The sequence below is a fragment of the Janthinobacterium paucivorans genome, assembly GCF_051380805.1.
Taxonomy (GTDB): Bacteria; Pseudomonadota; Gammaproteobacteria; order Burkholderiales; family Burkholderiaceae_D; genus Janthinobacterium; species Janthinobacterium lividum_D.
Window position 1 is genome coordinate 444,589 of record NZ_JBNYXR010000001.1, and the last position, 25,385, is coordinate 469,973.

General features: G+C 57.7%; 19 protein-coding genes and 1 tRNA gene. 13 read left to right on the forward strand and 7 right to left on the reverse strand.

What is annotated here, in order from left to right:
• Both ACQ4V8_RS01945 and ACQ4V8_RS01950 read left to right on the forward strand, forming a co-directional pair.
• The gene (locus tag ACQ4V8_RS01945) at positions 1 to 1,074 is read left to right on the forward strand and encodes an ABC transporter ATP-binding protein (protein WP_010399963.1); all 1,074 of its coding nucleotides are present in this window, start codon (positions 1 to 3) and stop codon (positions 1,072 to 1,074) included.
• Between the two features lie 408 nt (positions 1,075 to 1,482).
• On the forward strand, positions 1,483 to 3,369 hold the full coding sequence (locus ACQ4V8_RS01950; RefSeq protein ID WP_010399961.1) for an MFS transporter: 1,887 nt from the start codon (positions 1,483 to 1,485) through the stop codon (positions 3,367 to 3,369).
• Positions 3,370 to 3,401: 32 nt separating this feature from the next.
• Here ACQ4V8_RS01950 and ACQ4V8_RS01955 read toward each other — a convergent pair whose 3' ends face one another.
• Positions 3,402 to 3,572, reverse strand: coding sequence for a hypothetical protein (locus tag ACQ4V8_RS01955; RefSeq protein ID WP_157998756.1), 171 nt, complete (start codon positions 3,570 to 3,572; stop codon positions 3,402 to 3,404).
• Between the two features lie 306 nt (positions 3,573 to 3,878).
• Here ACQ4V8_RS01955 and ACQ4V8_RS01960 point away from each other — a divergent pair, with 306 nt between their 5' ends.
• The 5 genes from ACQ4V8_RS01960 (at position 3,879) to ACQ4V8_RS01980 (ending at position 10,586) form a co-directional block, all read left to right on the forward strand.
• Positions 3,879 to 5,090 carry an efflux RND transporter periplasmic adaptor subunit gene (locus tag ACQ4V8_RS01960; RefSeq protein ID WP_010399957.1) on the forward strand — a complete coding sequence of 404 codons (1,212 nt, stop codon included), beginning with the start codon at positions 3,879 to 3,881 and terminating at the stop codon, positions 5,088 to 5,090.
• A gap of 15 nt (positions 5,091 to 5,105) precedes the next feature.
• Positions 5,106 to 8,270, forward strand: coding sequence for an efflux RND transporter permease subunit (locus tag ACQ4V8_RS01965; protein WP_010399955.1), 3,165 nt, complete (start codon positions 5,106 to 5,108; stop codon positions 8,268 to 8,270).
• A gap of 1 nt (position 8,271) precedes the next feature.
• A complete protein-coding gene (adeC, locus tag ACQ4V8_RS01970; protein WP_436570805.1) occupies positions 8,272 to 9,723 on the forward strand; it encodes an AdeC/AdeK/OprM family multidrug efflux complex outer membrane factor in 1,452 nt (483 codons plus the stop codon).
• A gap of 69 nt (positions 9,724 to 9,792) precedes the next feature.
• A complete protein-coding gene (locus ACQ4V8_RS01975) occupies positions 9,793 to 10,407 on the forward strand; it encodes a TetR/AcrR family transcriptional regulator (RefSeq protein WP_010399948.1) in 615 nt (204 codons plus the stop codon).
• A gap of 102 nt (positions 10,408 to 10,509) precedes the next feature.
• Positions 10,510 to 10,586, forward strand: a tRNA-Pro gene (locus tag ACQ4V8_RS01980).
• 122 nt (positions 10,587 to 10,708) lie between these two features.
• On the opposite strand, the gene ACQ4V8_RS01985 is transcribed toward ACQ4V8_RS01980, so the two are convergent.
• Both ACQ4V8_RS01985 and ACQ4V8_RS01990 read right to left on the reverse strand, forming a co-directional pair.
• Positions 10,709 to 10,840: an AlpA family phage regulatory protein gene (locus ACQ4V8_RS01985; RefSeq protein WP_080570669.1), complete on the reverse strand. Its 132-nt coding sequence runs from the start codon at positions 10,838 to 10,840 to the stop codon at positions 10,709 to 10,711.
• Between the two features lie 104 nt (positions 10,841 to 10,944).
• Complete coding sequence (locus ACQ4V8_RS01990) at positions 10,945 to 11,301, reverse strand: hypothetical protein (protein WP_142303444.1); 357 nt, start codon at positions 11,299 to 11,301, stop codon at positions 10,945 to 10,947.
• A 712-nt stretch (positions 11,302 to 12,013) separates the two neighbouring features.
• On the opposite strand from ACQ4V8_RS01990, the gene ACQ4V8_RS01995 reads away from it, so the two are divergent.
• The 6 genes from ACQ4V8_RS01995 to ACQ4V8_RS02020 all read left to right on the forward strand — a co-directional run bounded on the left by ACQ4V8_RS01995 (position 12,014) and on the right by ACQ4V8_RS02020 (position 20,623).
• On the forward strand, positions 12,014 to 12,181 hold the full coding sequence (locus tag ACQ4V8_RS01995; RefSeq protein ID WP_436570806.1) for a hypothetical protein: 168 nt from the start codon (positions 12,014 to 12,016) through the stop codon (positions 12,179 to 12,181).
• A 446-nt stretch (positions 12,182 to 12,627) separates the two neighbouring features.
• Positions 12,628 to 13,956 carry a lysine N(6)-hydroxylase/L-ornithine N(5)-oxygenase family protein gene (locus tag ACQ4V8_RS02000; RefSeq protein WP_070346480.1) on the forward strand — a complete coding sequence of 443 codons (1,329 nt, stop codon included), beginning with the start codon at positions 12,628 to 12,630 and terminating at the stop codon, positions 13,954 to 13,956.
• On the forward strand, positions 13,953 to 15,122 hold the full coding sequence (locus ACQ4V8_RS02005) for an MFS transporter (RefSeq protein ID WP_436570807.1): 1,170 nt from the start codon (positions 13,953 to 13,955) through the stop codon (positions 15,120 to 15,122). The genes ACQ4V8_RS02000 and ACQ4V8_RS02005 overlap by 4 nt, the downstream gene beginning before the upstream one ends.
• Entirely contained in the window at positions 15,119 to 17,527 is a 2,409-nt protein-coding gene (locus ACQ4V8_RS02010; protein WP_436570808.1) for a GNAT family N-acetyltransferase, read from the forward strand. Before ACQ4V8_RS02005 ends, ACQ4V8_RS02010 begins: the two co-directional genes overlap by 4 nt.
• 73 nt (positions 17,528 to 17,600) lie before the next feature.
• A complete protein-coding gene (locus ACQ4V8_RS02015; RefSeq protein WP_436570809.1) occupies positions 17,601 to 19,769 on the forward strand; it encodes a TonB-dependent siderophore receptor in 2,169 nt (722 codons plus the stop codon).
• Positions 19,770 to 19,864: 95 nt separating this feature from the next.
• Positions 19,865 to 20,623, forward strand: a complete 759-nt coding sequence (locus ACQ4V8_RS02020) for a siderophore ferric iron reductase (RefSeq protein ID WP_082261002.1) — start codon at positions 19,865 to 19,867, stop codon at positions 20,621 to 20,623.
• A gap of 418 nt (positions 20,624 to 21,041) precedes the next feature.
• Here ACQ4V8_RS02020 and ACQ4V8_RS02025 read toward each other — a convergent pair whose 3' ends face one another.
• The 4 genes from ACQ4V8_RS02025 to ACQ4V8_RS02040 all read right to left on the reverse strand — a co-directional run bounded on the left by ACQ4V8_RS02025 (position 21,042) and on the right by ACQ4V8_RS02040 (position 25,279).
• Positions 21,042 to 23,132 (reverse strand): methyl-accepting chemotaxis protein, encoded by a 2,091-nt coding sequence (locus tag ACQ4V8_RS02025; protein ID WP_010399935.1) that lies wholly within the window; start codon positions 23,130 to 23,132, stop codon positions 21,042 to 21,044.
• Positions 23,133 to 23,180: 48 nt separating this feature from the next.
• Positions 23,181 to 23,981, reverse strand: coding sequence for a TorF family putative porin (locus tag ACQ4V8_RS02030; RefSeq protein ID WP_043462389.1), 801 nt, complete (start codon positions 23,979 to 23,981; stop codon positions 23,181 to 23,183).
• Between the two features lie 240 nt (positions 23,982 to 24,221).
• Positions 24,222 to 24,635, reverse strand: coding sequence for a hypothetical protein (locus tag ACQ4V8_RS02035; protein WP_010399931.1), 414 nt, complete (start codon positions 24,633 to 24,635; stop codon positions 24,222 to 24,224).
• A gap of 410 nt (positions 24,636 to 25,045) precedes the next feature.
• On the reverse strand, positions 25,046 to 25,279 hold the full coding sequence (locus ACQ4V8_RS02040; RefSeq protein WP_010399930.1) for a DUF3563 family protein: 234 nt from the start codon (positions 25,277 to 25,279) through the stop codon (positions 25,046 to 25,048).
• Positions 25,280 to 25,385 lie beyond the last annotated feature (106 nt).

The window sequence follows — 25,385 nt, forward strand, 5'->3', positions numbered from 1 at the left end:
ATGAATGAATTGACCGTCAATGAGTTGTACCTGGACTACGGCACTGGCGCTGCGGCCAACCAGATACTGAAGGGTGTCTCCATGCACCTGAAAAAAGGCGAAGTGGTCGCCTTGCTGGGGCCTTCGGGGAGTGGCAAGACGACCTTGCTGCGCGCCGTCGCCGGGCTGGAAAGCCCGAAGGCGGGCACCATCGAGATCGGCGAGCGCAATGTCTACGATGGCGCGAAACACTTCGAGATGCCGGCCGAGCATCGCAACCTGGGCCTGGTGTTCCAGTCGTACGCGCTGTGGCCGCACAAGACCGTGTTCGACAACGTCGCCTATGGGCTCAAATTGCGCAAGATGGGAAGCACGGAAATCGCCGCGCGCATCAAGGAAGTACTGACGCAGCTGGGTCTCGGTCATTTGGGCGAACGCTATCCGCATCAGCTGTCCGGTGGCCAACAGCAGCGCGTGGCAATCGCTCGAGCGCTGGTGTACAACCCACCCGTGATCCTGCTCGACGAACCGCTGTCGAACCTGGACGCCAAGTTGCGCGAGGAAGCGCGCGCCTTCCTGCGCGAACTGATCGTGCGCCTGGGCCTGTCAGCCCTGATGGTGACGCATGACCAGGGCGAGGCGATGGCCATTTCCGACCGTATCTTGCTGCTCAATAACGGCAGGATCGAGCAGCAGGGCACGCCGCAAAGCATGTATGAAACGCCCGACACCCTGTTTACGGCCGAATTCATGGGCAGTAACAACCGCCTGCCCGGCAAGGTGCTGCAGCGTAATGGCAGTGCCGTGGGCCTGCTGATCGATGGCGCCGCCATGCAGGGCGTGGCGCGTGGCGCCAATGTCGGCACGGACGTCACCACCATGATCCGCGTCGAAGAGGTGAAGATCAGCGCCACGCAGGTGGACAACGCCATCGAGTTGCCGCTGCTGACCTGCATGTATCTGGGCGACCGCTGGGAATGCCTGTTCGAGCGCGCTGGTGCCGAGAACATCAGCCTGCGCGCGTATTCGCGCCACAAGCTCGAAGCGGGCAAGTACTGGCTGCACATGCCAGCCGATAAGCTCTGGGTGTTTTAACGGTGCCGAGGTGGCCATCCCGGCCACCTCGTTCGTGCAGCAAGTTCCTTCATTCCCCTGCACCACGATTTCCTGCACCGACGCTTCGCGCTGGCGCATGAAGCGCACGATGGAGTCGACCGTGACGACGTCGATCTGGCGCGTCATGCTATCGCGCGGGCGGCTGTTCATTCTTGATCTGCGATAGCAAACGCCAGGCCCCACGTTACGAGTGCGGTGTTTTATTGCCCTGAGACCGGCGATTTTGGTCGGACCAAGGCAAGTGTCTAGCCCTGCTTGGCTGCATCACTGGCATTGGCCGCGGCGTACTTTTTGTATTGACGCCGGGCAAGAGGACGACATTCACATTGTCGTGCACAGGATAGTGCTGTATTTTAGCGATTCCTTCAGCCCGCCTCCTCCCATGCCATGAGTCAAAGCAGCCAGTTTTCCTTATTGTCGCAGCGCCGTTTCGGGCCCTTCTTCTGGACCCAGTTCTTTGGCGCCTTCAACGACAATCTGTTCAAGACGGCCCTGATGGTGATCCTTGCCTACGATGCACTGAGCTGGACCACGCTAGACCCGTCCACCATTACCAACCTGATTCCTGGCCTGTTCATCCTGCCCTATGTCGTGTTCTCGGCCACGGCCGGCCAGTTGGCCGACAAATTCGAAAAGGCGGGCCTGGCGCGTTTCGTCAAATGGATGGAACTGGCGATCATGGCGGTGGCCGCCGTCGGCTGGATGACGCATACGCTGTGGCTGCTGGTGGCCGCCGTGGTGGGCATGGGCGTGCATTCGACCCTGTTCGGCCCCGTCAAGTATGCCTATCTGCCGCAGCAGCTAAAACGCGAGGAATTGGTCGGCGGCAATGGCCTGATCGAGATGGGCACCTTCGTCGGCATTCTATTGGGTGAAATCCTGGGCGCCGTCTTGATTGTGCACAAGCCGTTGGGCGTGGAACTGGTGGCCGGCGCCACGATTGCCGTGGCCGTCTTCGGCCTGCTCGCCAGCTATCGCGTGCCGCGCACGCCTGCGCCCGAGCCAGACTTGAAGGTGAGTCTGAACTTTGTCGCCGAATCGTGGCGCAACCTGAATTTTTCACGCAAGAACCGCCCCGTCTTCCTCGCCATGCTGGGCAATTCCTGGTTCTGGTTTTATGGCGCCCTGATCCTGGCCCAGTTCCCCGTATATGCCAAGGATTTCCTGCATGGCGACCATAGCGTGTTCGTACTGCTGCTGACGGTGTTTTCCATCGGCATCGGCACCGGTTCCCTGCTGTGCGAGCGCCTGTCCGGCCACAAGATCGAGATCGGCCTGGTGCCGTTTGGTTCCATCGGCCTGTCGCTGTTCGGCATCGACCTGTATTTCGCCAGCAATGCCTATGCAAATACGCAAGTAGTCGACGCGCTGGCGTTTGTGAGCCAGGCGGGCGTGCCGCGTATCTTGCTCGACATCGTCATGATCGGCGTGTTTGGCGGTTTCTTCATCGTGCCCCTGTTCGCCCTGATCCAGACGCGCTGCGACCCGAAACACATTTCGCGCACCATTGCCGGCATGAATATCTTGAATGCCCTGTTCATGGTGGCGGCCGCTGGCGTGGCCATCGTACTGCTGGGGCAGGGCTTTAGCATACCGCAGCTGTTCCTTGTCACGGCGATTCTCAATGCGCTGGTGGCGGTCTATATCTTTTCGCTGGTGCCGGAATTTCTCATGCGTTTCCTGGCGTGGATACTCATCCAGACCGTGCATCGGGTGAATGTCGTCGATGCCGAGCGTATCCCTGCGGAAGGCGCAGCGGTGCTGGTGTGCAACCATGTCAGCTATGTGGACGCCATCGTCATCATGGCGGCCAGTCCTCGCCCCATCCGTTTCGTCATGGACCACCGCATCTTCAAGATGCCGCTGATGGGCTGGATTTTCCGCACGGCCAAGGCCATCCCCATTGCGCCAGCCAAGGAAGATCCTTTCCTGATGGAAAGGGCCTTCATCGATATTGCGCAAGCGCTGCACGAGGGGGAATTGGTGTGCATCTTCCCTGAAGGCAAGCTGACGCGCACGGGCCAGATCAGCGAATTCAAGGGCGGTATCGCCAAAATCGTCGAGCGCAGCAAGGTGCCCGTGATTCCGCTGGCGCTGCGCGGCTTGTGGGGCCATCTGTTGAGCCATCGCAACGGCCACCTGTTCGAGCGCGCCTTCAAGGCTGGCTTGCGTTCGCGTTTGTCGCTGGCCGTGGGCATGCCGGTGGCACCCGAGGCCGCCACGCCGGAGTTGCTGCAACAAAAGGTGCAGGAATTGCGCGGCAAGTGGAAATGAACGTCATTGCGTGCCACTAGCGGCACGCCCCGTTATTGCAGCATACGCAAGCGGCACCGGTGATTGCCATGCGCCTGGTTTTGCCGTTCCAGTTCGGACAGCGCAGCGAGCAGCAGGCGAAGCCGGCGACGCCCATTGAGCTCGGCGAGGGCGCGCGTCCAGGCCGCTTGTGCCCTGTATTGCGCCCCGTGTTGCGCCCCCATATCGCATCCTTGTCGCTCAGTTCAGCAAAGAAATCTTGAGCCTGCTAAAGTCGTTGCTCAATATACCTTTCCCGCTCTACCGTTTTACCACTGCGGCTAGGTCCCGGCGCCACTTTGCCGGCCTGCCGCCGCTGTTGCTGTCCTTATTTTGTTTATAAATTGATAATTTAATCCGCTTGAAAGTTACTATGTTTCAATTGTAACGACGCTTGACGATTTTAGAATGATCGTTCATTCTTTGATCTGCGTTAATAAATTTCCTCATTTCTAACGACACTAGCCAGCTTCTTTTTCAGAAAGTCCAAGATGCAACCAACCTTTTTCTTGACGTCGCCGCGTACGAGCGGCGCTATTGCTGTTTTGTGCGCCACTGTAGTGATGGCCGGCTGCAGTAAAAAACAGGAAGCACCTCGCGCGCAGCAAGCGCCACAGGTGGTCGTGTTTACCGTGAATCCGGCCGCGTTGCCGATGAGTGCCGAATTGCCGGGCCGCACGAACGCCTACCAGGTCGCCGACGTGCGCCCGCAAGTTGGCGGTTTGATCCAGAAGCGCCTGTTTGTCGAGGGTAGCGATGTGAAAGCCGGCGCGGCGCTGTACCAGATCGATTCCGCCACCTATCAGGCCGCTGCCAATTCGTCCAAGGCCGCGCTGTCGAAAGCCAAGGCCAACCTGCTGACGGCCGGCCCGAAAGCGGCACGCTACAAGGAATTGGTTGCCATCGAAGGCGTGAGCCGCCAGGAATACGATGACGCTGTCGCCGCGTTCGAACAAGCCAAGGCAGATGTCGAGTCCGCCACCGCAGCGCTGGAATTGGCGAATATCAATCTGAAATACAGCACCGTGACGGCGCCGATCAGCGGCCGCACCAGCCGCTCGAGCGTGACAGCTGGCGCGCTGGTGACGGCGGGCCAGGCCGAAGCGCTGACGAGCGTGCAGCAGCTCGACCCGATCTATGTCGACGTGACCCAGTCGAGTACCGACCTGCTGCGCCTGAAACGCCAGATGGCGGACGGTTCGCTGAAAAAAGTGGGTGAAGGCCAGGCCAAGGTCGACCTGATCCTGCCCGACGGCAGCAAGTACAGCGAAGCGGGCAAGCTGCAGTTCTCCGGCGTGACAGTCGATCCGAGTACCGGCAACGTGATCTTGCGCGCGCTGTTCCCGAACCCGAAAGGTGAATTACTGCCAGGCATGTACGTGCGTGCGCGGCTGGAAACAGGCGTGGATGAAAAAGCCATCACCGTGCCGCAAGTGGGCGTGACGCGCAACCAGAAGGGCCAGGCAACGGCCTTGATACTGAACAAGGAAAACAAGGTCGAGCAACGCGTGCTGACCACCAGCGGCACGGTCGGCAACGACTGGCTCGTGACATCCGGCCTGGCTGCGGGCGACCGCGTGATCGTGGAGGGCTTGCAAAAAGTCAAGCCAGGTGCCCCGGCCGTTGCCGTGCCGGCCAAGGCTGAAGCTGCTCCTGCGCCCGCTGCCGCTTCTGCCGCCGCATCGGCTGCCAGCGCCCACTAATCGAGGAGAATATCAATGGCCCGTTTTTTCATTGATCGCCCGATTTTTGCATGGGTGATCGCCATCGTCATCATGCTTGCCGGCGTGATTTCGATCCTCAGCCTGCCGATCGCGCAGTATCCGAGCATCGCGCCGCCGTCGATTTCGATCAGCGGCTCCTACCCTGGCGCTTCCGCCAAGACGGTGGAAGATGCGGTGACCCAGGTCATCGAACAAAAGATGAAGGGTATCGACGGCTTGCGCTACATTGCCTCGTCGAGCGATGCCACTGGCGGCATCAGCATCACGCTGACGTTCATCAGCGGCACCAACCCGGACATTGCCCAAGTGCAGGTACAGAACAAGCTGCAACTGGCGACGCCACTGCTGCCGACCGCTGTCACGCAGCAAGGCCTGGTCGTGTCGAAAGCGACGAAGAACTTCCTGATGGTGTTCGGCTTCATTTCTGAAAACGGCAAGATGGACCAGACCGACTTGAGCGACTATGTGGCCGCCAACGTCGTCGATCCGCTCAGCCGTGTGGCTGGCGTGGGCGATGTAACACTGTTCGGTTCGCAGTACGCCATGCGCATCTGGCTCGATCCGGCCAAGCTGCAAAGCTTCAACCTGACCCCGGCCGATGTGATTACGGCCGTGCAGGCGCAGAATGCGGAAGTGTCGGCCGGCGAACTGGGCGGCACGCCGTCTGTCAAGGGCCAGCAGTTGAACGCCACCGTATCGGCGCAAAGCCGCTTGCAAACGGCCGAGCAGTTCGGTGCCATCTTGCTCAAAACCACTACCAACGGTGCCATGGTGTACCTGAAGGACGTGGCCAGCATGGAACTGGGGCGCGAGAACTACAACACCGTGGCCCGCTACAACGGCAATGCGGCCACCGGCGTGGCGATCAAGCTGGCGACGGGCGCGAATGCGCTCGATACGGCGAATGCGGCGAAAGCCATGCTGGGCAAGCTGAGCCAGCAATTCCCCGAAGGCATGAGCTACCAGGTGGCGTTCGATACGACACCGTTCGTGAAACTGTCGATCGAAGAAGTGGTCAAAACCCTGGTCGAAGCGGTCATCCTGGTATTTTTGGTGATGTATCTGTTCCTGCAAAACTTCCGCGCCACGCTGATCCCGACCATGGCCGTGCCGGTCGTGTTGCTCGGTACCTTCGGCATCCTGAACGCGTTTGGCTATTCGATCAATACGCTCACCATGTTTGCCATGGTGCTGGCCATTGGTTTGCTGGTCGATGATGCCATCGTGGTGGTGGAAAACGTCGAGCGCGTGATGAGCGAAGAGGGCTTGTCGCCGCTGGAAGCGACGCGCAAGTCCATGACGCAGATCACCGGCGCGCTGGTCGGTATCGCCATGGTACTGTCGGCCGTGTTCGTGCCGATGGCCTTCTTTGGCGGTTCGACGGGCGTGATTTACCGCCAGTTCTCGATCACCATCGTCTCGTCGATGGTGCTCTCCGTGGTTGTCGCGCTGGTATTTACGCCAGCCTTGTGCGCGACCTTGCTCAAACCGGTCGAGAAGGGCCATCACGCCACCAACAAGGGTTTCTTTGGTTGGTTCAACCGTAGCTTCGACAGCAGCAGCAACACCTACCAGGGCTGGGTCGGCAGCATGATACGCCACCGTGGCCGTTCGATGTTGCTGTACGTGATACTGCTGGCAGGCCTGGTATTGCTCTTCATGCGCTTGCCGACATCGTTCTTGCCGGAAGAAGACCAGGGCATCTTGTTTACGCAGATTCAATTGCCGACTGGCGCCACGCAAGAGCGCACCCTGAAAGTGATCGAGCAAGTCGAAGAGCACTTCATGAACAGCGAGAAAGACAACGTCGCTTCCGTGTTTGCCGTCGCCGGTTTCAGCTTCGGCGGTAACGGTCAGAACACGGGTATCGCCTTCGTGCGCCTGAAAGACTGGGCGCTGCGCAAGGACGTGGCGCAAAAAGCGCCGGCCGTGGCCGGTCGCGCCATGGGCAAGTTATTGCAGATCAAGGATGCGATGGTGTTTACGTTTGCACCGCCTGCCGTGCTGGAACTGGGTAACGCCACCGGTTTCGACATGCAGTTGCAAGATGTTGGCGGTGTCGGCCATGACGCCTTGATGGCCGCGCGTAATCAGTTGCTGGGTATGGCGTCGAAAAACCCGGCCATGGTCGGCGTGCGCCCGAACGGCCAGGAAGATACGCCGCAGTACAAGATCGATATCGACCAGCAGAAAGCTACCGCGCTGGGCTTGCAGATCTCGGAAATCAACCGCGTGCTGAGCGTGGGCTGGGGTAGTTCCTATGTCAACGACTTCCTCGACCGTGGTCGCGTGAAGAAAGTGTTCATGCAGGGCAATGCCGAATCGCGCATGCTGCCGGAAGACTTGAACAAGTGGTTCGTGCGCAATAGCGCTGGCCAGATGGTGCCTTTCTCGGCCTTTGCCACTGGCAAGTGGATTTATGCGTCGCCACGTCTGGAACGCTACAACGGCTTGCCGTCGGTAGAGATCCTGGGTACGCCGGCGCCGGGCCAGAGCACGGGTGCGGCCATGAATGCGATGGAAGCGATGGTGGCGCAGTTGCCGCCGGGCATAGGTTTCAGCTGGACCGGCGTGTCGCTGGAAGAGCGTGAATCCGGTTCGCAGACGCCGCAGTTGTATGCGCTGTCCTTGCTGATCGTCTTCCTGTGCCTGGCTGCGCTGTATGAAAGCTGGTCGATCCCGTTCTCCGTGCTGCTGGTGGTGCCGCTGGGTGTGATCGGCGCCGTGCTGGGCACGTGGATGTTTGGCTTGTCGAATGATGTGTACTTCCAAGTGGGCTTGCTCACGGTGGTGGGCCTGTCGGCGAAGAACGCGATTCTGATCGTCGAGTTTGCCAAGGAAATGCAGGAATCGGGCATGTCGCTGCTGGACGCGACCTTGCATGCGGTGCGTCTGCGTCTGCGGCCGATTCTGATGACCTCGATTGCTTTCGGTCTGGGCGTATTGCCACTGGCCATTTCCAGCGGCGCCGGTTCCGGCAGCCAGAACGCCATCGGTATCGGCGTGCTGGGCGGCATGCTGACGGCCACCTTCCTCGGTATCTTCTTCGTGCCGGTGTTCTTCGTGCTGGTGCGCGGCTTCTTCTCGAAGCACGATGCGCCAGCCACGCCGGCGACGCCTGGCTCGCCAGCCGTCACGCTTTCTAAGGATGCGCACTAATATGAAAAAAACGCTACTCTCCATGGCGGCACTGGCTTTGCTGGCCGGTTGCAGCCTGGCTCCCACGTATGAGCGTCCGGCAGCGCCGGCGCCTGCGGCGTGGCCGACGGGCCCTTCCTACAAGGCCGACACGGCTGACACGGCCGCCGCCAAGCCGGTGGCCGACGTCGCCTGGCGCGAGTTCTTTGCCGATGCGCGCCTGCGTCAGGTACTGGAACTGGCGCTGGCCAACAACCGCGATCTGCGCGTCTCTATCCTGAACATCGAGAAGGCGCGCGCCACGTACGGCATCGAACGCGCCGCCCTGATGCCGACCTTGTCGGCCTCGGGCGGCCAGACGGCCACGCGCGCGCCGAAGAACGCCGGCGCCAACGGCGAAGCGTCCATCAATCGCCAGTACACGGCGAACCTGGGCGTGTCAGCCTACGAGCTGGACTTCTTCGGTCGCGTGCGCAGCCTGTCCGACAGTGCGTTGGAGCAATTCCTGGGCACGCAAGAAGCACGCAGGGCGCAGCAGATCAGCCTGGTGGCCGAAGTGGCCAGCACCTATCTGAACCTGGTGGCCGACCAGCAGCGCCTGCGCGTGGCGCAAGATACCTTGAAGAGCCAGCAGTCGTCGTATGAGCTGGCCGTGCGTCGCTTCAATGCCGGTGCTACTTCCGGCCTGGATAAGTACGATGCCCAGACCAGCGTCGAGTCGGCCCGTTCCGACGTGGCTGTGTTTACCAGCCAGGTGGCGCTGGATCAAAATGCGTTGGCCTTGCTGGTCGGCGGTCCCGTGCCGGCCGACTTGCTGCCGCCAGCCGAGTTCGGCACTGTGACCGCCCTGGCAGATATTCCGTCCGGCTTGCCGTCGGACGTGCTGCAGCGCCGTCCCGACGTGCTGGCGGCCGAGCGTACCCTGCGCGCGGCGAATGCCAACATCGGTGCGGCGCGCGCGGCTTTCTTTCCGCGCATTTCGCTGACGGCGACGGCCGGTTCGCTCAGCGACAACCTGTCGGGCCTGTTCAATGCAGGCAGCGGCACGTGGAGCTTCATTCCAAAGATCAGCTTGCCGATCTTCGATGCCGGCGTGAATCGCGCCAACCTCGATATCGCCAAGGTGCAGCGTGAAATCTCCGTCGCGCAATACGAAAAGGCGATCCAGGTCGCCTTCCGTGAAGTGTCCGATGCGCTGGCCCAGCGTGGCACCATCGACGAGCGCTTGCAATCGCAGGTTGCGCTGGTCGCAGCGTCGACGAAGAGCTACGCCATCCACGACGCGCGCTACAAGCAGGGTGCCGAATCCTACTTGAACGCGCTGGTGGCCCAGCGCGCGCTGTACTCGGCGCAGCAAAGCCTGATTACGGCGCGCCTGGCCAAATCGACCAACCTGGTGACCTTGTACAAGGTGCTGGGCGGCGGTTGGCAGCTTGAGCAGACAGCCGTCGCAGCCGCTGGCGGCGTCCAATAATCACGGGGACGCCGACGCCGGCCTTGCCCTTGTCCGCAGGGGCAGGGCTGGCGCGCTACTGGAAAAGTCATGAAGCAAGTTGAAAAGAAGCACCCCGATCCCGAGCGCGCCAACACGCGCCGCAAGCAGGTACTCGATGCGGCCGAAAGCTGTTTCAGTCGCCGCGGCTTTCACGGCGCCAGCATGGCCGAGATATCCAAGGCGGCCGGCATGAGCGCGGGCCATATCTATAATTATTTCGATAGCAAGGATGCCATCATCGCCGCCTTCGTTATTCAGAAGATGGAGCGTGTCACCAATATGATTCAGGACCTGGCGCAGCGCGATGACCCGCTGCAGGCCGTGGTCGACAATGCCAGCGAACATGTGATGGAGAAGCTGGACCCGAAAACCTGGGTGATGCCGTTGGAAATTTTTGCCGAGGCGTCGCGCAACCCCGTCATCGCGGACATGTTGCACTGCGCGGACCAGCGCTCGCGCCAGCTGCTGCTATCCATTATCCGGGATGCGCGCATCAAGCGCGGCTTGCCGGCTGACGAAGAGATGCTGGAAGGCCGCCTCAATACCATGATCGCCATGTATCAGGGCTTGCCCGTGCGGCTGGTGCATAATCCCGAGGTCAAGGCCGAACCCTTGATCGCCGGTTTCCGCATCGTCTTGACGGCATTGCTGCTGGGTGAGTAGAACGCTTCCCTCCAGGCTGAAAAAAACTTTGCGCAGTTCAATATGAATCCTGCGTAAAGCATGGCAAAAACCTAAAAGCCTCTGCTATAATTCCCACCTCGTCGGGGCGTAGCGCAGCCTGGTAGCGTACATGCATGGGGTGCATGGGGTCGGAAGTTCGAATCTTCCCGTCCCGACCAAAAGAATCAATGACTTAGGCCAATCTTCGGATTGGCCTTTTTCATGTCCGCGATTTTTACCCCTACATTTACCCCTACAGATCAACGGCCTCATATTACCCCTCGCGGCACGTCTTGAAACCTCAGCTTTTCCCCTTGCTCGCTGTGATGCATTTTTGCTGCCAGGCGGCCACCTCGGCCGAATCGCAAGCAATTGCGAGCGGTCCGATGTGCACCGAAGGTGGGAAGCTGCCATCCTTTGCGCTACGCGAGATTGGGGTGGCGGGGGCAGTTCATACGGTCGCGGGCTTTTTATTTTCCTGCTTCAGAATTTGGAATTATTCTGAAGCAGAGTCGCCAAGATAAGATTTTGACCTGATTACGTTGTTACGGCCACTACAGTGGTTCCAGCGGCGGCGGCAGCAGCGGTTACAGCAGCCGTGCCGCCGGCCATGCCTAGTCCGCCTGCTGCCAGGCTACCCCCACCGAGTGCGGCTAAGCCAGCGGAAGAAGCTGCGGCGCCAGTGAGCGTTCCACCAGCAACACCAAGGCCCGCAACGCTGGCTGCTGCGCCAATCGCTGGAGCAAAGGCAAATGCTGTCCCCCCCGTTGCAATGCCGACACCAAGCATTGCGACAGATTTAATTGGATTTTCACAAACATAATCGACGATTGAATCAAACCAGCCCATGTCTTTTCTCCCTAGAAGTCCAAGTGATATGCGTTCAAATTGCAACTTATATTGCAATTTAGAAAGTATAGCATTGTTTTTAATCTATTGTTAAAAGCATCAATAAGGTTGCGTAGTAGGCGTCTTTCTATTTGAAGTTCACATGTTCTGACTACTGAAATCCTCGGGCGGCCTCGCTGCTGATGTGGTGCAGGTTGTCGCTGCACCTGTTGAGATGGTCGTCAACGTCGCGGCAGCCGCAGATTCACTGATCATCCTCTGCCACCTGACCGGGTTACAACTGCACCATGAGCGCTTGACTTAATGGGTACGCAAGGAGGTGAGTGCTCACGCTCCCTTTGCTCGCCCTCGCCGGCTGATCCGATGGATATCGCGTGCGCTGGGCCTATGAAGCTCACGAACCTCTAGCCCCGCATTACTGCCACGCCCACAGGCATCGCCACGATGCCATCTGGCGACTAGCGCGCAGACAAGACAAGTAGCACCCAGCGCGGCTATGGCTACAAGTGGCAGCAAGCTCGCGCCGCCGATCTGGCCAAGCATCCGTTCTGCGTGTACTGCCTGCGCCGGCGATTTTTGCAGCGCCGCGCCGCTGGCCGCGTATGTCGGCGCCTGGCAGTCGGCCTGAGACAATCACGACCGTCAATCGCTCGTCATTGCACTTAACAGCGACGACAGCGGTTCGCTGGAACTGGCACTGACCGGCGAGACCTATTTCAAGGCCGATTGCCCTGGCCCCGTGGTCGCGACAGAGATCATGAGCACCAAGCGCACCAAGCGCACCAAGAGCACCGGCAAGCCGGACGGCACAGCCGACATGCTGATCAAGCTGTCGGGAAACGCCGCGCCAACGAGCTTGCGTGTCGACAAAATCACCTCGTCGGCCCCAGCCTATCCATTCCAGCGCAAAGGTGCCACCGTTTAGTATGTGCTGCGAAATAATATTATTTTATGCGAAATGGTATTGATTATCATTTGCATTTGAATTATTGTAGAGCTTGTGACATGATAGATCAAAGAGAAACAGCGCCAGTCTTATCGGCAGCCACTCTTCTTGTGACAATCAAAGCTACATCATAGCTACTCCAGGAAGGTCCTCGACCCCCACCCAGACGGCAACAACCTGCGACGATCCACAGGCAACGGTTTGCTTTCCCCGCCAAAACCATCCCCCAGGATTTTCAGGTAACGCGCACTCGCATAACGCAGTACTTGCCTGACCTCAAGTTATCGGTCTGCAAGCTGCTCAGCACGTTCGACTCGTTCAATTCAGTCACCTCGCGCAAGGAGGTAATGAATTTTTTATGCCAATAAAAATTGGGGCTTTACCTCATTGAACTTTTGCCTCAATCCTCCTGGAGAAAAAGTCTCATGCAGCTGCAAACTTATGATTTCATCGCCATTGGCCTGGGCCCATTCAATCTCAGTCTGGCTTGTCTCACCGAGCCCTTAACCGACGTCAACGCATTGTTTCTGGATCAGGTGGAGCAGTTTGAATGGCACGCGGGCATGATGTTGCCTAACGCCACTTTGCAAACACCATTCATGGCGGACCTGGTCACGCTGGCCGACCCCACCAGCCCTTTCAGTTTTCTCAATTACGCTAAAACGCAGGGTCGGCTCTACTCTTTCTATATCAAGGAAAGCTTTTTCCTGATGCGCAATGAGTACAACGCTTACTGTCAGTGGGCACTTGCACAGCTGTCTAACGTCCGCTTGGGAAACCGCGTAGAACGTGTGGAGTACGATGCAGCAGAAGCGCTATACCTGGTGCATAGCCGCGACCTTCGCAGCGGTCAAATCTGCACTTACCGTGCGCATAAGCTGGTACTGGGCACCGGCACCAGTCCGTTTATTCCAGAGTGCTGCCGCCACTTAGGTGTGCGTGCGCGACATGCTGCCAGTTATCTGCGCGACAAAGCTAGCCTGCAACGCAGGCGCTCCATCACCATTATCGGCAGTGGTCAAAGTGCAGCAGAAATTTACTATGACCTGCTGCAAGATATTGACCGATGCGGTTATCAGCTCAATTGGCTGACGCGCTCGCCACGCTTTTATCCGCTGGAATACAGCAAGCTGACGCTGGAAATGACCTCGCCTGATTACATCGATTACTTTCACGCTCTTCCCGCTACTAAGCGCGACCAACTGATCCGGCAACAGCACGGCCTGTATAAAGGCATTAATCTCAGCTTGATCAACGACATTTTTGATCTGCTCTACAACAAACGCCTGAACGGCGATATACCCACACGTTTGCTCACCAACGCCGACCTGCGTTTTTGCCATTACGACGAAGTAAGGGATCGTTACGACATGGTGCTGCGCCAGACTGAATCCGGTCAGGACTACCAACAGCAAAGCGAAGCACTCGTACTGGCGACCGGTTATCACTACCAGTTACCTGAGTTCCTGGCGCCAATCCGATCGCGTCTGCGATGGGATGAGAAAAAAAGATTGGACGTCGCGCGTAATTACAGTGTCGATCATGCCGCCAGCGAAGTATTTGTGCAGAACGTTGGCTTATACAGCCACGGTTTGAGTACGCCCGATCTGGGCATGGCTTGCTATCGCAATGCCACTATCGTGCGCGAAATCACCGGTGTCGAACATTACGCCATTGAGCAGCGCATTGCCTTTCAGCAATTTGCACTGCCGCTGGGTAGCGAAGTCATCCCAGAAGAGGCTAGAGCTGCATGAATACCGCCTTTTTTTTACTATCGATGACGGTCGTCGCTGTCATCAGCGACACCATGCTCATTCCGTTTTACCCCCAGTTCTTCGCGCAACGCTTTGGGATGGAAAGTCCCGAGCATGTCGGTGCATATCTGGCGGCAATGAGTGCCACCGTGATCGTGGCGCTGCCCATCTGGGCAAGAGTCGCACGCAAGCTGGCGGTCATTAAATTGCTGGTGGTTACTCAGATCGCGGCCGGCCTGTTGTGTTTGTACTGCATGCACATTGAGTCACTTGCGATGTTTTGGCTGGTCTCGCTGTGCATGATTGCTTGCAAAGCCAGCTATCTCTTGATTTACCCCTTCATGATGCGCCTGCAAAAGCCAGAGCGACATGTCTTCATGGCTAGCCTGCTTTCCATCGTGATCCACTTTGGTGGCATTTTCGGCGCCATCATCGGCGGTGTTGTACTGGATCGCTGGTCAGTTGAAGACGTGTTCTTGTTTATGGCAGCCGGTGATGCCATCCAGACGCTGATCTGCATCTACCTGCTGTGCAGCGGCAAGGTCACGCAAAAACCCGATGAGGCTCAGGTGCTTGGCCATGGTGCGAGCTCTCGCGCTCGCCGTCCCCTGTATCTGTTGGGAATAGCGATGATGCTGTTCTATTTCAGCGCCTATCTGGTTCGCCCTTTCTTTGCAGAGCACTGGCAACTGGTCTCCGGCATTGATAACACAACGGTATCGGGTCTGGCGTTTGCCATTCCAGCTGGCATGGCACTGCTGGCACTGTGGAGCAATCATGCTGCCAGTCGCAGCCACTTACTGCTCAATCGCCCGCTTCCCTGTCTCATGCTGGGGGCGCTGGGACTGTTGTTGCAAGCCTGGCCGCAGCCTGTCGCTATCGTGCTGGGACGCTGCCTGTTCGGTTGGGCAATGTTTCAGGTCACCGTCCATCTCGATGTGCTGCTTTTCCAGCGAAGTAAGCCAGACGACTACGCCAGGGACTACAGCCTGATCAATCTGTTTCAAAACCTCGGCGTGATTGGATCGTCATTTACTGCCGGCTCACTGGTGGCAAGCCAGGGGCTTTCTGCACCTTTCTTGCTGGCCGCTCTTGGCTTTGTCTTCTCTGTGCTGAGCTATCCCTTGCTATGTCACGTCTCCTCAAAGAAAGCGGTGACTGCATGAAACCAAGCATTCTTTTTGAAAAGCAGCATGCCCGCCTGGGTTCTTTGCAGATACGCCTGCTGCAAGCGCAAGACATACCGGTGCTGCATCGTTGGTTCAACCTCGACTATGCACGTTTTTGGGGCATGCAAGGACAAAGTCTGGATCAGGTCCACCGCTTTTATCAGCAGTTGCAAACGAGCGGACACGCCAATGCTTACGTTGGCATCGTCAAAGACGAGCTGAGTTTTTTGATGGAAAGCTACGCTCCTGCACATGACGAGCTAGGACAACACTATCCGGTACAAGCTGGCGACCGGGGCATGCATTTTTTTGTGGGCCCGGCAGAAAAACCTGTGCACGGCTTCACTCAGGCCGTGCTGGAACTGATCCTGGAGTTCCTGTTTCACGAGCCTTCGATTCAACGCATCGTGGTCGAGCCAGATGTGCGGAACCAAAAAATCCATGCGCTTAATCGCAAAGCAGGTTTTGTCTATCAAGCAGACATCGAGCTTAGCAACAAACTAGCCAGCCTGGCGTTTTGCAGTCGCGCCGATTTTGCCACCGCCTGCATGCACTTGTATCACCCTTCAAACATGACACAGAGGACTTCATCAATGGATATCCGCATTCCCACTTTGCAACATCCACTCAGCCATCTCAACAGTGCCAATTGGGCACAGGCAAATCGTCACCTGGTACGCAAAATACTGAGTGAATTTGCGCATGAAAAACTGCTGGAGGTGTTGCCGCAAAAAGAGGTCAATACCTACCGCGTAAATATCAGCGCGCAAGAGATCAGTTACGTGTTTACGGCGCAGCGTTACGCGCTCGATCATTTGGATATCGTGCCGCAGTCCATACGCAAATTTCAACACGATACGGAAGTTGCGCTCGATGCACTCACCTTGATCATTGAGTTAAAAGACCGGCTCGGTATCAGCACCCAACAACTGCCGATTTATCTCGATGAAATCAGCGCCACACTTAACAGCAAAGCGTTCAAGCAGGTAAAGCAGACACTGAGCTCGGCAGAACTGGTGCAGGCATCTTATCAGCAAGTAGAAACTGGCATGAGTGAAGGCCATCCGGTTTTTATCGCCAACAATGGACGCATCGGCTTCGACAGCCAGGATTTCTTACGCTATGCGCCAGAGAGTGCAACTGCGCTGGAACTGGAGTGGATCGCCGTGGCAAAAACACATGCCAAATTTTCCAGTGTGCGCGAACTCGACTATGCCACTTTGCTGGCCTCGGAGCTGTCCGAAGCCACACTGGCATCGTTCAAATCCAGACTTGCTGATGCCGACTGCCAGATCGGCGACTACTACTTCATGCCAGTCCATCCCTGGCAGTGGCGTGAAAAAATCTCGACCTGTTTTGCTGCCGATATCGCGAACGCGCATATCGTCTATCTGGGTAGCAGCGAAGACCAATATCTCGCCCAGCAATCTATCCGTACCTTCTTCAATATATCGAAGCCGCAGCGTCGCTACGTCAAAACTTCGCTATCTATTTTGAATATGGGCTTCATGCGCGGTCTGTCTCCTTACTACATGAGTGCCACGCCGCAAATCAATGAATGGCTCACAGAGCTGGTCGCTGCCGATAGTGTCTTCAAAGAAAAACGCTTCACAGTACTGCGTGAGGTCGCTGCCATTGGTTATCACAATCGCTATATTGAGGCCGCGGTAGAAAAAGATACGCCGTACAAAAAAATGCTGTCAGCCCTGTGGCGCGAGAGTCCTGTTACTCAACTGCGCGCAGGCCAGCAATTGATGACGATGGCCTCGCTACTGCATGTCGATAACGAGGGCCACTCGCTGGCTGCGGCACTCGTCAAACGCTCTGGTCTTGATGCCCACGAGTGGCTGCAGCGCTATCTGGATACGTATCTGACCCCGCTTCTGCATGCCTTCTTTGCCTATGACCTTGTATTTATGCCGCACGGTGAAAATCTGATTATCGTTCTGGAAGACGCCGTTCCACAATTTGTCTTCATGAAGGACATCGCCGAGGAGATTGGCCTACTTAACAGTGATCGCCAACTGCCACCCGGCGTGGATCGTATCTCGGTGAAGATCGAAGACGATATGAAGATCAATTACATCTTTCTCGATATTTTTGACTGCTTCTTCCGTTACCTGGCACCTCTGCTCGACAGGCAGGCAAATTTACCGGAAACACAATTCTGGCAAGCGGTAGCAAGCTGCGTGACGAACTACCAAAGCAGTCACCCTCAGTTTGCTTCTAAGTATCGTCAATTTGATCTGTTCAAACCCGACTTTGTGCGTACCTGCCTCAATCGTCTGCAACTCAATAACAACCAGCAAATGATAGATCTGGATGACAGAGAAAAAAATCTGAAATTTGCCGGCATGCTCGACAACCCATTGCATCAGTTCCGCCTGTCCAGCAAGGCTTGAGCCAGTGACCAGATATGAACAATCGCAACGACCACAACCATCGACTTCCTGTTCAAGAAAGAGAGTCAGATTCATGAAGCGCGCTAAAACACGCAAAGTCCTCGGTTTATTATTGGCCAGCACCAGCCTGACAGAACTAGCTGTCGCTCGCGCCGAAACGAGCTCCGATCCGGCCGTGCTAACCGAGATTACCGTCACGGCCAAACGTCCATCATCAACGACGACTGAAGATTCGCAGTCCTACACCGCGCCCAGAGCCTCCAGTGCAACTGGTCTTGATCTGTCCCTGCGAGATACACCGCAATCGGTCAGTGTGATCACTCATCAACGCTTGCAAGACCAACGGCTCGAACGCGTGATTGATGTCATCAATGCCACGACGGGCTTGAGTGCCAAACAATACGAGGCAGACCGTTTCAGCTTGTTTTCACGCGGCATGAGCATTACTAACATTTTGTACGATGGCGTCCCCACCTTCTATGACACCCGTTTTAACTATGGCGACAATACGATGGACACCGCGCTGTACGACCGTGTGGAAGTCGTGCGCGGCGCTACTGGCCTGACCACTGGCCCCGGCAATCCCTCGGCCTCGGTCAATCTGATGCGTAAAAAACCGACTGCCGATTTCCAGGGGAGTGCCTTGCTGGGGCTGGGGGCGTGGAATGCCTGGCGCAGCGAAGTCGATGTTGCCGGCCCTATCAATGCCAGCGGCAGCGTGCGTGGGCGTCTGGTCGGCGCGCACCAGGAGAACCAGTCTTTCCTCGACCGGTACCGGCAACAGCGCGACGTTCTCTATGGAGTGATCGAAACTGACCTGAGCAGCGATACGCTCCTCACAGTCGGCATGGATTATCAAAAAAATCGTACTCACGGCACGATATCGGGTGGCTTACCGCTGTTCTATAGTGATGGCAGCAGAACCAATTATCCGCGCTCGGCCTCCACGGCGCAGCCCTGGTCTAAATCAGATACTACGGCGTTCAATGGATTTGCCAGTCTCAGACATACGCTCAACGAAAATTGGCAACTGCAAGCCAGCTTCGCTTATGGTCACAACCAACTGCAGATGAATAATGCCTACGTCTACGGCGCACCAAATGCGCAAACCAATGTGGGTTTGAACAGTGGTGCCTTCAGCAAGATTGAAGCGACACGCATTCAACATGCTGGCGACCTGCGCCTGAGTGGAAATTACCAATTGTTGGGCCGCCAGCATAAGCTCAATGCAGGCTTGACTCTCAACGAGCAAAGCTTTAATACTCCGTATTACTATCCGAGCGCAGCACTGCCACCGCTCGGTGACTTCCTCACTTCAGGCTACGGCATAGCCGAGCCTGCATGGAGTTCGACCAGCACGATAGGTTCCGATGGCCGCAACAAACAGCAGGCACTCTACACTGTTACGCAACTGTCGCTGACCGACCCGCTATCGCTCATTGTCGGCGGACGCTTCACCAACTACCACAGCAAGACTAACAACTTCGGTACGCGTAGCGATGCTGACTACAAGGAGTTCTCCTTCTATGGTGGCGTCAATTATGCGCTCACCGATACCACGTCGGTCTATGCCAGTTATACGGATATCTTCACGCCGCAAACCGTGCTCGATGCCAATGCAAAAGCACTGGTACCAGAAATTGGACAGAACCGGGAGATCGGCGTCAAAGCAGCCTTGCTGGGTAATGCAGTCAATGTCTCTGCCGCCGTGTTTGATATTGATCGCCAACACATAGCGCAAGCGGTACCTGGACAGTATCTGCCGGGACGCGTTCAGGTCTATCAAAGCGTCGGCAGTGGTAAGACACGCGGTTTCGAAACTGAAATTTCCGGCCAGTTAGCCAAGGGCTGGAACCTGACTGCTGGCTATACGGTATTTTCCAGCCATGACGATAAAGGGCAGGCACTCAGTACCACCTTGCCACGCCGTCAATTCAAACTTTTCAGCAGCTACCAGCTCCCTGGCGCATGGAATCAGCTGACCTTAGGCGGCGGCGCCAACTGGCAAAGTCAGAACAGCAATATCGTCAACCGACCTGATCGCAGCAAGGTCAAGCTGGAAGAAGGTTCTTACGCGCTCTGGAATCTGATGGCGCGCTACGAGTTTGACAAGCAGCTGTCGCTCACGGTGAATGTGGAAAACGCGTTCGACAAGACTTATTACTCGCAGCTAGGCCAATACGACCAATACCAGTATGGCAAGCCGCGCAATATCAACGCTACGCTGCGCAAACGTTTCTGATCCGGCACATCAGCGCAAACATCAGGGTGCATAACGCAAGCGATGCACCTTGCTCCGCGATCTTTTCCAACGCTGTCATGCCTTCATGAGGTGTCATGTCACTGCAAGAATTATTCGCCATGATCAGCCAGGTTCTGCCTGGCCTGGACGGTAGTATCTCCGGTCGCCATGGGCAATCTCATCACATGACAATTGATGTCGATCATGCGCCTGCATTGGCAGTACAACATCTGTATCAATTTTTGCAAAGTAACTACCCGGAAGCCGGTCCGCATTACTGGTCGTGTCGTTGCTGGAACCTGTTGATATGGCAGCCGGTATATCTTTGTGTGCTCAGCACACATGTAGCGCACTGTGTACCGAGCCTGAACGGGATGAAGCAAACGTTGCGCCCTGGGCTTGTTGCCGGATTTTCTCTTCCGCAGCAAGCGCTACCTACCGCAAAAACCGAGAGCTTGATTAAGACTGCAGCAACAAATATCGTTGTACTGCGCGAGTCGCTGTATCTCGCATTATGCAAGCACACCAGACTGCCAGAAAAACTGGCCAATATGCTGGAGGCCGATTGCGTAACGTCGGCACTGCTACATGCCCAGCAACATCGAAAGACGATAGCCAATAGCGACATAAAATACTGGAGCCAACAATGGCTTGATGCGCTGCAACTGCCCTGCACCGATGCAGTGATAGAAGTAAAAATGGAAAAGCAAGCACCACGCCTTGCCATCTGCAGACAATCGTGCTGCCAGCATTTTCGTCGCGCTGATGGGGAAAAGTGCCATGACTGCCCCAAACGCAGCATGCAAGAACGCCATCAGATTTTACGAATGGCATATTGCGCAGCCTCCGATTAGCGCAAATCTGCAAACAGTAGCCGGGTATTGTGTGCATTGAACGTGAGTGGCAAGCGCTTGATGAACGCAAGTTTGGCATCGGCAATATCAGTGTCGCTGGCGGAGTGTGTTAGCCTTGCTCTTGCCCTTGCCCTTGCCCTTGCCCTTGCCCTTATTCGTGTCACCTGGTTCGCGCGCGGCTCGATTCGAAGAATTGAGCCACCCTCGACGGTGTGAACAAGCGCGCCAACGTTGTCAAGCCGATGGCTGACGGATTGCGGGATTCAGCCTGTCGCGTCCTGAAAATCAAGGACGGGGCTTCCCGGTAAAGCGCGATGGAGAAAATAATTGCCTATGGAAAAACACCAAGGCGCACGATGCTGCTCCGGCTGCGCCCGCGCAAAGACGATCTTTGCGCGGTAGCGACGCTTTACTGCGCTTAAAACTCTTCCCAGTCATCGCCTGCCGGTGCCTTGGCCGGTGCCTTGGCAGGCGCGTGCTGCGCTGCTTGCGGCTTGGTGACGCTCAGGCGCTTGGCGGGCTTTGGTGTGCTTGGCGTTGCCACGCGCGGCGTTGCCACGGTGACTGCGGGTGCCGTCTGGCGCACCTGCTCGCCCAGCTTGAACACGCTGACCACCTGGGCCAGGTGGCTGGCCTGGTCTTGCAAGCTTTCGGCGGCGGCTGCCGCTTCTTCGACCAGGGCCGCATTTTGCTGCGTCACGCCATCCATCTGCGCCAGCGCCTGGTTGACTTGGGCGATGCCATCGCTTTGCTCGCTGGTGGCGACGCTGATGTCGGCCATGATGGCGGTGACCTTGCGCACGCTGTCGACTACTTGCTCCATGGTGGCGCCCGCTTCATCGACGAGTTTGCTGCCTGTGGCCACCTTGCCGACGGAATCGTCGATCAGCTGTTTGATTTCCTTGGCTGCCGCGGCAGAGCGCTGTGCCAGGTTGCGCACTTCCGTGGCGACGACGGCAAAGCCGCGTCCCTGTTCGCCCGCGCGCGCCGCTTCCACGGCGGCGTTCAGGGCCAGGATATTGGTCTGGAAGGCGATGCCGTCAATCACGCTGATGATGTCGACGATCTTGTTCGACGACTCATTGATCGAGGTCATGGTCGCTATCACCTTGCCGACCACTTCGCCACTCTTTTGCGCCACATCCGACGCGGAAGCCGCCAATTGATTGGCCTGGCGCGCATGGTCGGCGTTTTCCTTGACCGTGCCCGTCAGCTCTTCCACCGAGGCCGCTGTTTCTTCCAGCGAACTGGCTTGCTGTTCCGTGCGCGCAGACAGGTCGTTATTGCCTTGTGCAATTTCAGCGCTGGAACGCGCCACGTTGTCGGCGCTCGCTTGCACTTGCAGCAGCACGGCGTGGATCTTTTCCACGAATTGGTTGAAACCCTTGCCGATGATGGCCAGCTCGTCGGTGCCCTTGACTTCCAGCTTGACGCGCAGATCGGCGTCGCCGCTGGACAGGTCCGTCATGGTGCGGCCCAGGGCGCGCAGCGGGCGCATGAGCTGGCTGACGACGAGGATTAAAATACCGGCCGTTGCCGCCGCGCACAGCAGGGCGACGATCAGGGTGTAGATCAGCAGCTCGCGGGCCGAGGCGATGGACACGCTTTTCGGGAAGTTCAGTTCCACGCTCCATGGAGCGATATCGGGGTGGATCTGCAGGGGCTGCAGCAAATGGATGTAGCCCTGTTCATCCTCGTATTCATAAGGCTGGCCCTGGCTAATCTTTTCCAGTCCGGCAGTCGGCACGTCGTCGGCCTTCTTGCCCAGCCGCGCAGGCAAGGGGTGGCTGGCGTACAGGCCGCCGTTCGAGATCAGGGCCAGCTTGCCACCCTCGATTACTTTCAGGTCGGCCAGGATTTTTGCCAGGCGCGTGAGCATGAAGTCGGCGCTGGCCGTGCCCTTGAAGCTGCCATCAATCATGATGGGCGTGACCAGCGACGCCATCAGTACATCCTTGCCGTCGACGGGATAGATGTACGGTTCCGTAAAGAAGGTTTTCCCTGTGCGCTTGGGCACGTCATACCAGTCGTTGGCACCGGGTTTCGGGTCGAAGACGATGGGTTCGACTTGCAGCTTGCCGCCGACGCCCCGCGTCCAGTAGGGCATGAAGCGGCCGCTGGCGTCGTAGTTCGGTTTCTGGTTGGCAAATTCCGCATCCTTGCCGTCGAGTGCGTTCGGCTCCCACGTGACGGCCGCACCGATCAAGTCTTCCGAACCGCTCAAGGTGGCCTTGGTCAGTTCATTGATTTGCTCGCGCTGCAGCGGCAGGCTGGCGCTTTTGGTGCCGCGCATGGCACCGGCCAGGCTGCTGACGCTGGCCAGATTGCTACCGATACGTGCCTGCAACGCAGCTGCTACTTCGCGCGCCGAGGTGCGCGCCAGTGCCAAAGCGGCTGCCTCGGCGCTGGCGCTGCTCTTGTAGCCGATCACCGCCGCCGTGATGCCCAGGCTGAGGACGGCAAGCGCGGTGGCGGCGACGCAGATTTTGCTGTTGAGGGAAAGTTGCATGATGCTGTTCCTTGGTAAGGAGTGGTATCGGTGCCTCGGGCGGCGCGCCTAGAACGTCTTGCTGATGGCCACGACCAGCGTGGTCGCGGCAGGGTTCGAGGTGTCGAACTGGCCGGCTGCATTCGGGATGCCCAGTGTGTAATTGTCATAGGCGTTGGTGGCACCCCAGGCGCGCGTGACGGCGGCGCTAGCGCTCCAGCCGCCGTCGAAGGCCCGTGTGATGCCGACCTTGGCGTCGCGCCAGTTCCAGATGGCATTGCCAGTGCCGGCCACCCGGCCATTGCCGGCATGCAGATTCAAGGTCCAGGCATTGCCCAGGTCGACATTCGCGCCTACGTCCAGGTAGCCCGTGCCACGCGCATTGGTGACGCCGAAAAAGTCCCGCGTGACGGTATGGTTGTACTTGGCGTACAGCATCCTGTAGCTCAGGCCCAGCGACAATTCGCCATAGTCGTATTTGACGCCTGTGGCGCGGTAGACGGCACCCGGATACGCGTAGTAATACGCCAGCACGCTATAGCCGAGCTCGCCCGCCGTGCCGCTGTAGCCGCCATACAGGTCCCATTCGATGCGGGCGTCTTCGATATAGCGGTCGCTGACGGTGGAAGCCCACGTTCCCAGCGACCAGCCGCTCGGGTGCACGTAGTCGGCGCCCACTTGCAGCGCGGGTTTGCCCCAGGTCTGGCGAAAGCCGCGTGAAATGTATTGCGAGGTGAGGCTGGCATTGGCGCTGAAAGTAGCGGCAGTGGTGTTCGTGCTGTCCGTGCTCTGCGCCTGTACGGGCAGAGCGGCAAGCAGCAGGGCATAGCCGAGCAAGGATGTTACGCGAAGGTTGCGGTACGATCTCATGGCACTTAGCTCCGTATCTTCTGGCAGCGGCCGTCCAGGCGCGTTGCCCTGATGGTTGCAATATACAAATGCGGAAAGGACTCTGCGCGAGTAAGACTACACCGTCTGCACATCCGTAGCAATATGCATACATTCTCACCAAACGTAACGAAAGGATAGGGGCTAGGGTGAGTGGAAGTCAACAAAGTTGCAATTTGGAAATTGCGAGTTGTTGTTTCCTGTCACTTTTTCATGTGCCTGTCATACTGCTGGCGTGCCGCGGCTGGCGGCCTGTTGCAAGCTCGCTAGCAGGCCGGGCAGGGCAGCATGCAGGGCGGGCAGGTCGCCAGCCTGCAACTCGGCCTGCGCTTCCACCTGGCCCGATGGCTGGCCCCAGACGATCTTTGCGCCCAGTCGGGCGCCGGTGTCGAGCCCGGTGACGCTGACCAGCAGGGCGACTTCTTCCGGCGCATCCTCGGGCACCTCTTCGAGCAGGCAGGAAATACCAAAATGATAGTTTTGGAAAGTGCTGTTCGTGCCACTGGAAAAAGCGAACACCGAGGCGAGCACCTGCGGCGCAGCGGCCGCGAGTGGCGCCAGGGCGGCGCGGAACAGGGGCAGCAAATCGTTTTCCAGCTGGAGCACGAGCGGATGAGTATGGCTGAGGACGGTCATGTGGGGCTGGAAGAAGTGGCGGCGCGCGATGTTAGCAGTTTTCAGCGCCGCCGTGGCCCGGCGTCAGGCGGCGTAGCTGCTGCTACGCGGCGCGGCGTGAGGGCGAAGATGGTCTCGCCTCACGCGATCGCCGTCGCTTGCGCGGCCGTTAGAAGTACGTAGTAAAACTAGCGTGGTAAAACTGCATGAGCTGCTAGTGCAAGGTGTAGATGGGCGCGAAAACGGCCTGCTGCACTGCATCATGATGAGCTTGGTCCGGCGCCATGCCGGGTTCGCGACGATGGCATTTGCAGCGCGCCTGTGTAGGCCATCCTGTGCTCAAGCGCAAGGCGAGCAGGATGGCGCTACCGATGTTGCAACAGCCTGTGATGCTGCTGGGCTGCGGTCAGTGCTTGGCGACTGCGTCACAATTAACGGCTCAGGCCGCTCATCCAGCTTGGCTGCGGGTTGGCACGGGCCAGTTCGCGCATGCGGTATTCCAGATCGTAACGATCGGTCGATTCGGCCAGGTAGGCTTCTTCGACAGCACGCTCGCGGCGCTCGCTGCGTTGCTTCAGCCAGGTGCCCAGGCGTTTGGCGGTAAGGACCAGAGTGGCGACGATATTGTTGTGTTGTGTGGTGTGATAGCTAAATGCGGTAGACATGGCAGACTCCTAGTGTGTCGTGCTGCGATATGCTGCACTGCACTATAATTATACCGATTCCAAGATATAAGGCTACTTTCGATTTCAAATGTCAGCTATTCAATTT